We start from the raw sequence: 12,498 nt of genomic DNA on the forward strand, positions 1-12,498 counted from the left end.
TCATCCGAACGTGGTCCAAAAGAAGCTTTCGTTGGGAGTCCGCTCAGGCGAGACGCGAGAACGCGAGGTTGCCGCGGACGCTCTCGACGTAAATCTGGACCTCGTCGCCCTTCTGTGCGCCGGGGACGAAAATCGTGTACTCGCCGCGTTCGGCGACCCCGTCGCCTTTGCGTCCGGTGCCGGTGATTTTGACTTCGTAGGTCCGACCCTCTTCGACGGCGTCGCGCTGTTGCGTTCGGTTCGTCGTGGTTCGTTTCGTGACCGGGCGGAACGCACCGCAGGCGTCACAGCGGAGCATGAGGTTGCGGTTCTCGCGCACGAGTCGCGTGTCCGGCAGGCCGCACTCCGAACAGATGACGAACTCCTCCACGTACTCGTCCAGCGCGGTGTTGAAGTCGGACTCCGCGAACGACCCGCTGTATCGCGCTTGGCCGTCCTCGTACTTCCCGCTGGTACCGAGTTCGCGCTGGAGCGCGCTGTGAACGTGCTCGCCGTCCCGCGAAAGGGCGTCGGCGATGTCGTCTAGGTTGGTCAGTCGTGTGAACGACCCGTCCTTCTGTGCGGCCGGGTCGGGGTAGCTGAACCGCTCGTCGCTCGTTTCGAGCTCCGGAACGGCGTCCATGCCTCTGTCGAGGGCTGAATTGTAATCCATATTCTTCGTTGAGAGGTGAAGACGTAAAGGTTCTCCGTGTTGCATGTCATCACGAACTTTAACCCTCCGATACCTCGGTTCGGCCATGGAACCAACGACCCGAGACGCCGCCTGTTTCGAAGCCGGAATCAAGTTCGGCGCGCTGTATCACCAGTTCGCGGGGACGCCCGTCAGCCCCGAGAGCGCTGACAGCCTCGAACGAGCGATCGAGGAGAGCATCGAGAACCAACCGTTCTGCGAATCGGTCGAAGTCGACATTCTGACCGAAAAACTCGCGGACGAAATCGACCATGGGTACACCGAGTTGACTGGTCGATACCTCGAAGTCGAAATCGTCATCGACCATGAGGGAACCGAAGTCGTCACGCGAATGGAGATGGAGGACGGCTACCCGCTGATGAAAATCGAGTCGGTTCGGGAAGAGTGAGCAAAAATCAACCACCAGTTCGGCGAGTCACTCGGGTACGTCGTCCAGCGCGAACGAACCGCGGTCGATGTCTCCCGATCGCTCGTATCGAAGCATTTGCACCCCTGTACTCGATGTTTCCACCGTCCGTAGATCGAGAGCCGCAGGGATCGTTCCGTCCCCGAACAGTCGTTTTCCGTCCCCCGCGACCACCGGGAATATCCAGAGCCAGAACTCGTCGATGAGTCGGTGCGCGAGCAGTGACTGAATCAAGTTCTGACTCCCCTGTACCACGATCGTGTCCCCTCGGTCGTTCTTGAGTTCAGCGACGGCCTCCGCGATGTCTCCGGTGAGGAGCGACGAGTTGTTCCATTCTACGCCGTCGAGCGTGCGGGAGGCGACGTACTTGGGCATATTGTTCAGTTTTTCCGCCGTGGGGTCGTCGTTGACGTTGGGCCAGTGCGCGGAGAAAATCTCGTACGTCTTCCGCCCGAGTAACAGCGCGTCGGTTTCGGCCATCTGGTCGTCCATGATTTGACCCATCTGCTCGTCCCAGTAGTTGACCGACCACCCACCCTGTTCGAACCCACCGTCACGGTCTTCGTCGGGGGCGCCCGGTGCTTGCATCACGCCATCGAGAGTCACGAACGTCCCCACGACGAGTTTTCCAGTTGCTTCGTCCGCGTTTGTCTCGCTCATCAGTAATTCGAATCGCTGAATTCGGTAAAGACCGTTCCGGCCCGGTTTACGGACGTTCGTGGAAGTGGCCCCCCGTATTCGAACCGACTCTACCGAAGACCTCCCGCCTTCGGAGCCGCGAAAATCGCCGAACGAGTGTTGCGACACCACGAGCGACGAGTGAAACGAGGAGCGATAGGCCGCCCGACTTTCCGCCGAGAACTAGCAACACTGCCGCGAGCGAAGCGCCTCGCGGAGCGAGCGGGCCGAGGAACCCCCGACGGAGCAGGGACGGCGAGGATTCGCCGTCCGCTGCGACGGAAGCGGGGTTACGCGGGCTTTTGGTCCGGATTTTTATCGAGGGTCGCAAAGCGACCCTCGCAATAAAAAGGTGGAGTTTCACTTCCGGTTTCGGGTTATCTTTTAAATGCAATCCCGTCCAATCAACCGACATGAGCCAAGCTTCCTTCGATGATGAACTGTTCGGCGAAGCGGCGAACGAGATGCGGGAGGACGTGGAGGAACACCTCTCCGCGGCCCGCGAAGAACTGCCCGCCGTCGAAGCCGTGTGGGAGACGGACGCCGAGAACACGCTCGGGGCGCTCAACGCACTCCGGTCGGCGCTGGACGTGGGCGACGCGGAAGACCACCTCCACGACGCGAAGAAGTGGTACGCGATGGGGCAGCGAGCCGAAGCGTTCGAGGACGCGGACGACCTGGAAGAGGAGATAGAGACCATCGACGCGGCCATCTCGGATATCGAGGACGCCCGCGAGCAGGTCGGCGAGTTGGCGAGTACGATTCCGAGCCTGAAGGGGTCGCTGGAGGAGTTGGAAGCAGAGGACGAAGAGGACGCGGACGAAGACGAGGCGGAAGCGGCGGACGAGGAAGAAGAAGAGGAAGACGAAGAGTAAGCGCCTACTCGTGGTCGGGGCGAGCGATGTCCCGCGATTCGACCGCCGCGAGCAGTTTCACCAGCGATCGCGTCGCCAGTTCGAGCAGTTCCTCCCCGCGCTCCTCGTCGCCGTCCGTCGGGTCGCCGACGACGCCGTTTTCCGTGAACTCCGCGCTGTCGTAGGCGAGGTTGGTGTGAGATACCCATTCGCCCCAGCCATCGCTCGCGCCCTCACGGGCGTCCTCTGTTCTGTCTTCGTGGACGAGTTCGGGGTTGGTGTGGCGGAGGAACGCAGTTTCGAGCGGTCCGGCGTGGCCCATGTCGCTCCCGTGGTCGCCGACCGCTTCGAACCACGTGAACGGGACGGCGTAGGCCTCGTCGTGGCGGGTGATGGTCCCCGCGACTTCCCGAAGCGCGGCCACGTTGCCGCCGTGGCCGTTGACGATGACGACCCGGTCCCATCCGTGATGGGCGAGGCTGGCGACCGTCTCGCGGACGTACCGGCGAAAGGTGTCCTCCGACACCCACAGCGTACCCGTGAACTGACGGTGCTCCTCGCTCACGCCGACGGCAATCGGCGGGGCGACGACCACCTCGCCGTCGTAGGCCGCCGCGCCCGCGTCCGCGACCGCGTCGGCGTTCAGCCAGTCGGTTCCGAGCGGTGCGTGCGGGCCGTGTTGTTCCGTGCTTCCGACGGGGAGGAGCGCGAGGTCCGTCTCCACGTCGTCGGCGTCGGTCCACGTCGCGTCGGAGAGGTGCATATCGATTTCGTGGGCGGGAAGCCCCTTGTAATCGCCGGGTCGGCCGGAAGGACTTACTGACTCACCGCTGTCGTCGTTCCCATGTCCGACCGTGAACGAGAAATGGGTGTGGAACTCGGTGAACTGAGCGAGAAACTGGACGACCACGACTATCCCGCGGACGTGGACGAACTCGTCTCGGAGTACGGCGAGTACGAAATCGGCTATCCGAACGGCTCCGAAACCTTCGAAGAGGTCATCGGACCGCTCAACGAGACGTACGAGTCACCGGACGACGTACGACAGTCGATACTCAACATGGCGGATAGCGATGCGGTCGGTCGCCAACGGTACACGGATCGCGGGGCGGGGGGCGTGGAAACCTCCGAGGAAGACCCGGATCAGGAGTCGTTCTGAACCGGACGTAAGGTGTGATTGCTTCAGGATAGGCTTTCGCTACAAGTGGCGTAGGCGCTCGTTACCATCGTTTTTCAGGGCGAAACCAGTTGAACGGACGACTGCCTTATTCGTCGGAGCCACGACCCATCGACAACTGATGAACAGCGAATACAGACGTGCACGTCTCGACTGGAGGGCACAAGCAAAATCATGACAGGGGACCAAGTGACGGCGGAAACGGTCTCCTCGCTCCTCGGGGACCGGGAACTGATAGTCGCATCGAATCGGCAACCGTACAGTCACGTACGCGAAGACGGGGAGATCACCGTCACCCGTCCCGCAGGAGGGCTTACCTCGGCACTCGACCCCGTAATGCAGTCCGCCGGCGGTACGTGGGTTGCGTGGGGAAGCGGAAACGCGGACTTCGACGTGACTGACGAGAACGGGAGCGTTCGGGTCCCGCCGGAGTCGCCAGCCTACGACCTCCGACGAGTCGAACTCGACGAGGAACGGGTCGAGGGGTACTACTACGGCTACAGCAATCAAGTTCTCTGGCCCATCTGTCACGTTTACCCGTCGAAAATGAACACCGAGACGACGTTCTGGAACCACTATCGGCGGGCGAACCGCGCGTTCGCGGACGCCATCGCCGACGAAGCGACCGAGGAGTCGCTGATCTGGTTCCAGGACTATCATCTCGGGGTGGCACCCCGGATGGTTCGGGAGAAGTGTCCGGACGCGTTCTGCATGCAGTTCTGGCACATCCCGTGGCCCTCGTGGGACGCGTTCCAGGCGTGTCCACAGTACGAACGGCTCCTCGACGGGTTGCTGGCGAACGACCTGCTCGGATTTCACACGGAACGCTACTGTCAGAACTTCCTCGACTGTGCCGCGATGCTGCCGGGAACCCGGGTGGACAGGGCGACTCGAAGCGTCGTCTACGAGGGGAGACGGACGTTCGTTCGTCCGTTCCCGCTCGGTATCGACGCGGACGGACGACGGGAACTCGCCACGTCAAAGGATGCGACGACGTTCTGGCGGGAGTTCCGACGGGAGCACGAACTCGGCGAAGCGGTCGCAGTCGGCGTCGAACGGCTCGATTACACGAAGGGAATCCCCGAACGATTGACGGCATTGGAGCGGTTTTGGGACCAGCACCCAGAGTGGCGCGGCGAGTTCACGTACGTTCAGAAGGCGAGCGAGAGCAGGACCCAAATCGACGCGTACCGCGAGTTACAGGCGGAAGTCGAAGACGAAGTCGACCGCATCAACGACCGCTTCGGAACCGACGAGTGGACGCCCATCGTCTACCTGAACGAACACCTGCCGAAGGAGGGCTTGGCGGCGCTGTACCGCGAGGCTGACCTCTGCATCGTCAGCGCTCGGCGGGACGGGATGAACCTCGTGGCGAAGGAGTTCGTCGCCTCCCAAGTCGAGGATTCGGGGGTACTCCTCCTGAGCGAGCTAGCGGGTGCGGACGAGGAACTCGGCGACGAGGCGGTGTCGGTCCATCCACACGATACGAAAGGGTTCGTTGATGCGATCGAACGCGCGCTTTCGCTTCCCGAATCGGATCGGGAGCGACGGATGCACGGCCTCAGGAAACAAGTGCATTCGAACGATGTGTACGCGTGGATGAACACCCAGTTCCGGACCATCGAAGCGATTCAACGAGGTCGTGAAGTGGCGTCGAAATCACTACGTCGACAATGAGCGACGACGTACCCGACCCGCTCCGTCATCACCTCTACGCGTTGGTGACGCGATTGCGGGACACGGACGGCATGTTGGCCATGTTCGATTTCGACGGGTCGCTCGCGCCGATAGAGGAGCACCCCGACGACGTTCGACTTCCGCCTGCGACCCGAGAGGTCATCGAAGCCCTTCGGGATTCGGAGGGCGTCCAAGTCGGCATCGTCAGCGGCCGCGGGTTGGACGACCTGCGGGAACGGGTCGATATCGACGGCATCTCCTACGCGGGAAACCACGGGTTGGAGATCAGTACCGACGGCGAACGCCATACGCATCCGGTTGCCGAGGACGCCGCGGACGACATCGGCCGTCTCACCTCGTCCCTCGACGGAAAACTCGCCGACGTGGAGGGAGCGTTCGTAGAGGACAAAGGCGTCACCGCGTCGGTTCACTATCGACTCGCGAGCGAGGAGCGAGTCCCGGAGGTTCGTGAAGCGGTGCGTGATACCGTCGAAGATACTGCCGACGTGCGCGTTACGACCGGAAAGCAGGTCATCGAACTGCGACCGGACGTGGAGTGGCACAAGGGCCGAGCGATTCGCTGGCTCTACGATCGGTGTGTGCCGGACGACGAGACGTGGCTCCCGCTCTACATCGGCGACGACAGAACCGACGAGGACGCGTTCCACGTCCTTCCCGAGACGGGACTCGGGGTCAAAGTCGGACACGAACCGCCGACGATGGCGAGTTATCGGGTCGCCGACCCCGCGGCGGTACGAAAAACGCTGATGTGGTTGGCCGAATACGGCGTCGAGTTCCTTCACACCGAGCCGACGGTGAACACGGCATCGACGCAATAGCGGGGAAACCCGCCGTTGCCCGTCTCGAAACCGGTGACGGAGGAGCCGAACCGTCTGAACGGTCACGCCGGTTTATTCGGTTTTGTGAATATTCTGGGGCAGAGAGCCAATGGTACCCGACGAGAACACCGGGCGAGAAGCAGAAGAGGGACGAGCCACCGGAGGGGAGGCGGACGACGCATCGAAATCGGAGGAACGACACGAAGGGCGTTCGCATGAAGAGCGACGGCACGAAGGGGAACCGCGCGAAGAGCGACCTCATCCGCCCGCGGGGCCAGCACGGTACGAAGGGGGACAACCGCCGGAAGGTGAATTCGAACGCCCGGTGGGGTCCTCCTCGTATCGTGGCCGGTACGGAAGTCGGATTCCCAAACACGAGCGGGAAGAAAACGACGAGGGAGGACGGGAGATAGAGGTCCGAGAAGCCGAGGCGGAATCGAAAAGTGAGAGTGAAGAGGGGGAAGAAGCGCGGAAAGAGGGAGCAGAAGCGCGGAAAGAGGGAGAAGAGACGCGGAAAGAGGAGACGGGGGAGATACCGAAGTACGGCGGCCCCCGTGACCCGGAGTGGAGACGACGACGACAGTTGGTCAGGGAGCGAACGGAGCAGCGACGACGGCAACGCGACGACGAGATACGACAGTACGAATGGCGGACGGACGCCGCGCTCACCCGACAAGGGGATTTGCAGGTCGAAAAAGGCGGACGGCGCTATCACCGCGGCCGACGATAGCCGCCGAGGCGATGCGGATGCGAACCGCCGCGGTCAGTCGCCGGCGGTCGATGCCCGATCGTGATCAGTCGTTAGCGTCCGTGCGTGCCGTTCTCCGGGCGGCGCGCTCGATAAACTCCTGTGGCAGTTCGTCGATTTCTCCGGCTTGCACGCCCCAGAGGTGAGCGTACAGGCCGTCGTTCGCGATGAGTTGGTCGTGGCGACCGCGTTCCACGATTTTGCCGCCTTCGAGGACGACGATCTTGTCCGCGTCCTTGATCGTCGAGAGGCGGTGGGCGATGGCGAACGTCGTGCGGTCCTCGGTGAGTTTGTCGAGACTGCGCTGGATGAGCATCTCCGTCTCGGTGTCCACGTCGCTGGTCGCCTCGTCGAGGATGAGGATTTCCGGGTCCTTCAGGATGGCGCGGGCGATGGAGATGCGCTGTCGTTGGCCGCCGGAAAGCTTCACGCCGCGTTCCCCGACTTTGGTGTCGTAGCCGTCGGGCAGGTTGCTGATGAACTCGTGTGCCTCGGCGGCTTTCGCGGCCTCCTCGATTTCCTCGTCGCTCGCGTCGAACGTCCCGTATTCGATGTTCTCCTTGACCGTCCCGTAGAACAGGAAGGTGTTCTGACTGACGTAGCCGATGTTCCGCCGGATGCTGGGGAGACTCACGTCGCGGAGGTCGGTGCCGTCGATGCGAATCGCTCCCTCGTTCACGTCGTACATGCGGAGGAGGAGTTTCAGGACGGTGGATTTGCCCGCGCCGGTGGGGCCGACGAGCGCCAGCGTGTCGCCGCCCTCGACTTCGAAGGTGATGTCCTCCACGATTGTTTCGCTCTCGTCGTAGCCGAAGGTCACGTCGTCGTAGACCACTTCGCCTTGCGTGACGACGAGGTCCTCCGCGTTGGGGTCCTCCTGAATCCTGCTCGGTTCGTCCATCAGGCCGAAGATGCGGGCGCTGGAGGCGTACGCACGCTGGTACATGTTGATGATGGACCCGAACTGCGCCATGGGCCAGATGAACCGCTGGGTGAGGAGCATGAACGTGACGAACTCGCCGGGGTCCAAGTCCCCCGAAAAGAACCACGGTGCTTCGCCACGGAATACCCATAGCCCGCCGACGATGAACGTCAGAGCGAAACCGAGTCCCGAGAGTATCTGGAGCGCCGGGAAGAACTTGATGCGGGTCACGATGGCGTCCCAGTTCGCGCCGAAGTAATCGCTCGACACGTCGTTCACGCGGTTGGATTCGAACGATTCCGTGTTGCTCGTCTTGATGACTTGAATGCCGCCGAGATTGTTTTCAAGTCGGGAGTTGACCTTGCCGACGGAAGAACGCACGTCGGCGTATTTCGGCTGGATTATCTGGATAAACTTGTAGGTGAACAGCGCGATGAGCGGCACCGGAACGAGTGCCACGAGGGCGAGTTGCCAGTTGATGGTGATGAGAATGGCCGCGATGGCGATGACCATCACACCCAGACGAAACGCGGAGTTCATCCCGTCGTTGAGAAATCGCTCTAATCGGTTCACGTCGTTCGAGAGGATGGACATCATCTCCCCCGTCTGCTTGTCCGAGAAGAACTCCATGTCGAGTCGCTGCATTTTGTCGTACGTGTCGGTCCGAACGGAGTGCTGGATGTTCTGGGCGAACGAGTTCCATCCCCAGTTACGCCCCCAGTGGAACATCGCCCCCACGCCGAACGCGATTCCGATAACGACGACGGAGAACCAGAACTGACCGGTTTCGGTGGCCGGTATCAGTCGTACCGCCATGTTCGGGGACATGAACGGGACTTGCCCGGCGAGGGCTTCGGAATAGGGAATCTTCGTATCCGTGCTGAACAAGGCGTCCACAGCGACGCCGAGAATTATCGGCGGTAAAAGGTTGAGAATCCGGGCGAAGAGACTGGAGACGACCCCGGTGACGAAGGCGAACCGATTCTCGCCCCCGTATTCGAAGAACAGACGCCGCATCGGATTGTCGGCGTTCTCCCGTTGTTCCTCGAACGGGTCGTCTTCGTCTGCGTGTATGCTCATTGTTCTCTCTCAAGGGACACTGGATTGATAAGAGTTTCCTACGAATCGAAACACTCACTCGTCGGTTCGTATTTTCACCGACGCATGGTGCGGCCGATTCGTGCATAAACATTCGGGCAGAGGTAAGGGAAATGCAAAGAAAAAGCAGTTCACTCGCTGCCGACACGCATACGATCGAACGGCGTTACAATTTGCGGGCTTCGATATCGGAGTCGATGCCCGCCTCGGTCAAGTCCATGCGCACGCGGTCACGAAGCGGGTCGGGCACCGTGTTGCGCCCAACCGGAACCGCCACGTCGCCGTCCCCCTTCACTTTCCAGTAGATGACGCAGTCGCTGGGTTGGTAGTACTCGATGCTGTAGAAGTCGTCAGCGCCGCGATAGTGTACGCGGGCGGCGAATCCGTCCACCTTCCAACCGTCCTGCTCGCCGAGCGCGGAGAGCGTATCGTCCATACCTGCGGATTGCTAGCGAGCGTGGTAGTCGTTACGAAACGGAGAAAGTAACAGTTATTCCTCCGGAGCGATTTTTCCCGGGTACGGGTTCGTGGTCTAGTTGGTTATGACGCGGCCTTTACAAGGCCGAGATCGGTGGTTCGAATCCGCCCGAACCCATCGAATTTTGCGAGGAACGGACGTGACGAGTAAATTCGTTCGTGAGGGCGATTGGAACGATGCAAGTCACAGCCCGCGGAGCGAACGAACGTGAGTGAGCAGGAATGTCTTGCATGTAGTTCGAATCCGCCCGAACCCATCCAGATTTCCCGCAATGCGATACGCCAACGAGCAGTAAGCGCCTTCGACGACGAACGCTCCTATCGAAGGAAATCGTCGCTCTGACCGCGGGCGGGAGGTTGATCGTGGTCGGCGCGAGGTCGACTTTCTTCGGATGTCGAGAACTCGTCCCGTCCGAGCGTGAAGAGTTGCTGGTAGCCGATACTCGCGAGGAGGGCGAGAAACGGAAGCGGATACAGCCAGTAAGCGCGGTAGGCGCGGACGAAGAGGGGAATCGTCATCGAGAACGCGAGGAGGGTCGCGGTCACGACGGGGGCGTTCGTCGAGCGCAGAACGCGCTTCGACCCGCGTTCAGTGAGGAGTTGGTAGACGACGGCCGCGGCGGGGACGAGGAGAAAGAGGTGTTTGATGGTCGAGCGGTAGAGAGCGGCGAGCCAGCGACTCGTGTCGCCGATGAGGGACGGAACGACCGGGTTGGTGGTGTACTTCTTCGCGGCACCGAACGACCAGTAGAGCGCGCCCTGAAAGGACGCGGGTCCCCACGCGAGATACACGAACCCGAAGGAGACGGCGACGACGCCGAGTCCACCGGCGACGAACGTCGCGATCCATTCCACCCAGTCATCGCGTTCGAGGTAGCGAAGACCGTCGTAGGCGAGAACGGGGATGGCGAACACGGCGTGTTGGGAGAACAGACCCGCCACGGCGATAGTCACACCGCGTGCGAGGGGATGATCGAACCACAGCGCGAGGAGGATGCCCGCGATGGCGAACGAGCGGACGTTGATAACGGTACCGCCGGTCGCGGGGACGCTCGTCAGGAACAGTAGTCCGGCCATCAACCCGACGCGGGAGGCGTTCCGTTCGGCGCAGATCCGCCAGAGGAGGATGGCCGAAAACGCGTTGACGATGCCGATGAGGACGAAGAAGACGAGCAGATATCGTCCGGTAGCCGCGACGGCGACGTTGAGGAGTTCGAACAGCGGCGGTTTATTGTCCACTGCCGGGCGGACGTACATCGGCTTCCCGGCGAGAACGGCGTTGGCGAGGGGTCGCCAGCAACACCGTACGTCGACGTGTGGTTGCTGCAAACCGGACAGGATCCGAACGTATCGGTTCAACGTTTCGAGGATACCTACGAGGAGGAATCCGGAGACGATGAAGGCCGAAGTATCGAGCGTTTCGCGTTCGAAGAATGATACGTGCATTGTGATTGCGGGGAGGGGCATCCGAACGGGGGTGTTGTGGAGGGTGAGAATCCGTTCGGTTCTGTTTGCATGTCCACATCAATTGGTAGGATAAATATTTTCTCTTGTTGCCCGATTAGATAGTCGGCGAAGTATCAAATAGGAGACCAGACCGATCGATACGGGAGCAATCGAGTGGCGACGGGCAGTGGAGGTGATGGAGCGGTGGAGGGGGGATAGGCACTCGCGTCGGCCGGTCAGTAACCGTTCGTTGCTCGGGAGCGCCGCGAGGCAATCCCGAATTACGCTTCCCACGAGAGTTCGACGCCGAGGTCGGACCAGATCCACGCGTCGTCGTTTTCGGGGTCGTACAGTTCGACCCCGCCGTCGATTTCGCGTTCGAGGCAGTCGTCCCATCTATCGGTGTTCTCTTGCACCATTTGGGTATCTCGAAGTGCGGTACCGTGTAGCAATAAGCTTTCTCCCGCCCGCGGTATTCACCGCTTACTCCCTTCCAAAGGGACGTACAGGTTGAAAAACAGGACGGCGTTACTCCGCCGACGTTTCCCGGGCGGGCGCGGGTGGTTGGAGTTCGATTCCCACGTCGTCGGGGTCCAGAACGTCCGAAAGCGTTCCGTCCCTGTCGCCGGTAATGTCGCCGAGAATCTCCTTCAGATACGCGTTGAACAGCTCGGGGTGTTCGCTCATCGGGAAGTGCCCGATCTGGGCCATCTCGACGGCGGTGGCCCCGTCGCCGATCCCCGCCGCCGTCTCCGTTCCGTCCTCGGGCGTGGTGAGGTAGTCGTACTCGCCGTTGACGATGTACAACGGACATTCGTCGGCGTCCACTTGGTCGAGTTTGTCCCGGTAATCGTGATCCATCGAATAGTAGTACAGATCGCCTTTGAACACGCCGTTCGCCCCCTGTTCGTACAGATACATCGTCTCCCGTCGGTTCTGCTCCGGGCTCTGTGGAGCCATCAGTCCCCAACAGGAGTAGGCGTTCACCTCGGTGGTGTTGACCTGCGGATGGTCGAGCCAATCGATGTAGAACCCCGGGCTGTGTGCGCCACACTCCAGTCCGATGAGCGCACGGAACCGGTCGGGATACCAGTCGGCCAGTTCGAGGGCGATGTTGCCGCCCATCGACGACCCCATGTAAATCGGGTCGTCGAGGTCGAGCGCGTCCGCGAGCGCGACCAGCGTCTCCGTGAACTTCTTCGCCGTCATGGTGTAATCCTCCTCCCACCACGATTGGCTGGTCGGCGGCACCGACTTCCCGTGATACGGCAAGTCGTGAGCGATGACGCGGAAGTCCTCGGTGATCTCCTCGTCCGTGAGGAGATGCCGCCACTGCTGACAGTTGTTGCCCGCGGTGTGCTGACAGAGGAGCGGGATGCCGTCCTCGGGACCGTTCTCCTCGAAGTAAATCCGGTGGTCCACACCGCCGACGTCCGTGTGAACGTACTTGCCCGTGATCGGCTCTACCGTCCCGTGTTCCGCCAT

General features: G+C 61.5%; 14 protein-coding genes and 1 tRNA gene. 7 read left to right on the top strand and 8 right to left on the bottom strand.

Translation table 11 applies throughout. From position 1 onward, the window contains the following. Positions 1–43: 43 nt before the first annotated feature. The gene (locus LJF34_RS09915) at positions 44–652 is read right to left on the bottom strand and encodes a translation initiation factor IF-2 subunit beta (protein ID WP_231184806.1); all 609 of its coding nucleotides are present in this window, start codon (positions 650–652) and stop codon (positions 44–46) included. Positions 653–737: 85 nt separating this feature from the next. On the opposite strand from LJF34_RS09915, the gene LJF34_RS09920 reads away from it, so the two are divergent. Beyond that, entirely contained in the window at positions 738–1,079 is a 342-nt protein-coding gene (locus tag LJF34_RS09920) for a dihydroneopterin aldolase family protein (protein WP_231184807.1), read from the top strand. A 27-nt stretch (positions 1,080–1,106) separates the two neighbouring features. Here LJF34_RS09920 and LJF34_RS09925 read toward each other — a convergent pair whose 3' ends face one another. Next, complete coding sequence (locus tag LJF34_RS09925; protein WP_231184808.1) at positions 1,107–1,757, bottom strand: dihydrofolate reductase family protein; 651 nt, start codon at positions 1,755–1,757, stop codon at positions 1,107–1,109. A gap of 431 nt (positions 1,758–2,188) precedes the next feature. Between LJF34_RS09925 and LJF34_RS09930 the strand changes: the two genes are divergently transcribed. After that, complete coding sequence (locus tag LJF34_RS09930; RefSeq protein ID WP_231184809.1) at positions 2,189–2,650, top strand: DUF5790 family protein; 462 nt, start codon at positions 2,189–2,191, stop codon at positions 2,648–2,650. Between the two features lie 4 nt (positions 2,651–2,654). On the opposite strand, the gene LJF34_RS09935 is transcribed toward LJF34_RS09930, so the two are convergent. Then, a complete protein-coding gene (locus LJF34_RS09935; protein ID WP_231184810.1) occupies positions 2,655–3,392 on the bottom strand; it encodes a creatininase family protein in 738 nt (245 codons plus the stop codon). A gap of 81 nt (positions 3,393–3,473) precedes the next feature. On the opposite strand from LJF34_RS09935, the gene LJF34_RS09940 reads away from it, so the two are divergent. The 4 genes from LJF34_RS09940 to LJF34_RS09955 all read left to right on the top strand — a co-directional run bounded on the left by LJF34_RS09940 (position 3,474) and on the right by LJF34_RS09955 (position 7,052). Further along, positions 3,474–3,788 (top strand): hypothetical protein, encoded by a 315-nt coding sequence (locus tag LJF34_RS09940; RefSeq protein ID WP_231184811.1) that lies wholly within the window; start codon positions 3,474–3,476, stop codon positions 3,786–3,788. A 192-nt stretch (positions 3,789–3,980) separates the two neighbouring features. Continuing rightward, a complete protein-coding gene (locus tag LJF34_RS09945; protein WP_231184812.1) occupies positions 3,981–5,483 on the top strand; it encodes a trehalose-6-phosphate synthase in 1,503 nt (500 codons plus the stop codon). Next, the gene (gene otsB, locus LJF34_RS09950) at positions 5,480–6,322 is read left to right on the top strand and encodes a trehalose-phosphatase (RefSeq protein WP_231184813.1); all 843 of its coding nucleotides are present in this window, start codon (positions 5,480–5,482) and stop codon (positions 6,320–6,322) included. The genes LJF34_RS09945 and otsB overlap by 4 nt, the downstream gene beginning before the upstream one ends. Positions 6,323–6,431: 109 nt before the next feature. Continuing rightward, positions 6,432–7,052 carry a hypothetical protein gene (locus tag LJF34_RS09955; protein WP_231184814.1) on the top strand — a complete coding sequence of 207 codons (621 nt, stop codon included), beginning with the start codon at positions 6,432–6,434 and terminating at the stop codon, positions 7,050–7,052. A gap of 64 nt (positions 7,053–7,116) precedes the next feature. On the opposite strand, the gene LJF34_RS09960 is transcribed toward LJF34_RS09955, so the two are convergent. Further along, positions 7,117–9,072, bottom strand: a complete 1,956-nt coding sequence (locus LJF34_RS09960; RefSeq protein ID WP_231184815.1) for an ABC transporter ATP-binding protein — start codon at positions 9,070–9,072, stop codon at positions 7,117–7,119. Positions 9,073–9,256: 184 nt separating this feature from the next. Further along, positions 9,257–9,526 carry a hypothetical protein gene (locus LJF34_RS09965; RefSeq protein ID WP_231184816.1) on the bottom strand — a complete coding sequence of 90 codons (270 nt, stop codon included), beginning with the start codon at positions 9,524–9,526 and terminating at the stop codon, positions 9,257–9,259. Positions 9,527–9,611: 85 nt separating this feature from the next. On the opposite strand from LJF34_RS09965, the gene LJF34_RS09970 reads away from it, so the two are divergent. After that, positions 9,612–9,685, top strand: a tRNA-Val gene (locus tag LJF34_RS09970). A 200-nt stretch (positions 9,686–9,885) separates the two neighbouring features. Here the strand turns inward: LJF34_RS09970 and LJF34_RS09975 are convergent. The 3 genes from LJF34_RS09975 to LJF34_RS09985 all read right to left on the bottom strand — a co-directional run bounded on the left by LJF34_RS09975 (position 9,886) and on the right by LJF34_RS09985 (position 12,498). Then, entirely contained in the window at positions 9,886–11,013 is a 1,128-nt protein-coding gene (locus LJF34_RS09975) for a hypothetical protein (protein WP_231184817.1), read from the bottom strand. A gap of 281 nt (positions 11,014–11,294) precedes the next feature. Then, the gene (locus LJF34_RS09980; protein WP_231184818.1) at positions 11,295–11,432 is read right to left on the bottom strand and encodes a hypothetical protein; all 138 of its coding nucleotides are present in this window, start codon (positions 11,430–11,432) and stop codon (positions 11,295–11,297) included. Positions 11,433–11,541: 109 nt separating this feature from the next. Next, on the bottom strand, positions 11,542–12,498 hold the full coding sequence (locus tag LJF34_RS09985) for an alpha/beta hydrolase (RefSeq protein WP_231184819.1): 957 nt from the start codon (positions 12,496–12,498) through the stop codon (positions 11,542–11,544).

Origin of the sequence: Haladaptatus sp. DYF46 (assembly GCF_021083305.1) — an archaeon.
Lineage (GTDB): Archaea > Halobacteriota > Halobacteria > Halobacteriales > Haladaptataceae > Haladaptatus.

What these genes read in the sequence shown, in the direction of transcription:
- LJF34_RS09975 (WP_231184817.1), bottom strand. Translation starts at nt 11,013, where the DNA reads ATGCACGTATCATTCTTCGAACGCGAAACGCTCGATACTTCGGCCTTC.
- LJF34_RS09925 (WP_231184808.1), bottom strand. Translation starts at nt 1,757, where the DNA reads ATGAGCGAGACAAACGCGGACGAAGCAACTGGAAAACTCGTCGTGGGG.
- LJF34_RS09935 (WP_231184810.1), bottom strand. Translation starts at nt 3,392, where the DNA reads ATGCACCTCTCCGACGCGACGTGGACCGACGCCGACGACGTGGAGACG.
- LJF34_RS09960 (WP_231184815.1), bottom strand. Translation starts at nt 9,072, where the DNA reads ATGAGCATACACGCAGACGAAGACGACCCGTTCGAGGAACAACGGGAG.
- LJF34_RS09915 (WP_231184806.1), bottom strand. Translation starts at nt 652, where the DNA reads ATGGATTACAATTCAGCCCTCGACAGAGGCATGGACGCCGTTCCGGAG.
- LJF34_RS09940 (WP_231184811.1), top strand. Translation starts at nt 3,474, where the DNA reads ATGTCCGACCGTGAACGAGAAATGGGTGTGGAACTCGGTGAACTGAGC.
- LJF34_RS09965 (WP_231184816.1), bottom strand. Translation starts at nt 9,526, where the DNA reads ATGGACGATACGCTCTCCGCGCTCGGCGAGCAGGACGGTTGGAAGGTG.
- LJF34_RS09955 (WP_231184814.1), top strand. Translation starts at nt 6,432, where the DNA reads ATGGTACCCGACGAGAACACCGGGCGAGAAGCAGAAGAGGGACGAGCC.
- LJF34_RS09985 (WP_231184819.1), bottom strand. Translation starts at nt 12,498, where the DNA reads ATGGCGGAACACGGGACGGTAGAGCCGATCACGGGCAAGTACGTTCAC.
- otsB (WP_231184813.1), top strand. Translation starts at nt 5,480, where the DNA reads ATGAGCGACGACGTACCCGACCCGCTCCGTCATCACCTCTACGCGTTG.
- LJF34_RS09945 (WP_231184812.1), top strand. Translation starts at nt 3,981, where the DNA reads ATGACAGGGGACCAAGTGACGGCGGAAACGGTCTCCTCGCTCCTCGGG.
- LJF34_RS09930 (WP_231184809.1), top strand. Translation starts at nt 2,189, where the DNA reads ATGAGCCAAGCTTCCTTCGATGATGAACTGTTCGGCGAAGCGGCGAAC.
- LJF34_RS09920 (WP_231184807.1), top strand. Translation starts at nt 738, where the DNA reads ATGGAACCAACGACCCGAGACGCCGCCTGTTTCGAAGCCGGAATCAAG.
- LJF34_RS09980 (WP_231184818.1), bottom strand. Translation starts at nt 11,432, where the DNA reads ATGGTGCAAGAGAACACCGATAGATGGGACGACTGCCTCGAACGCGAA.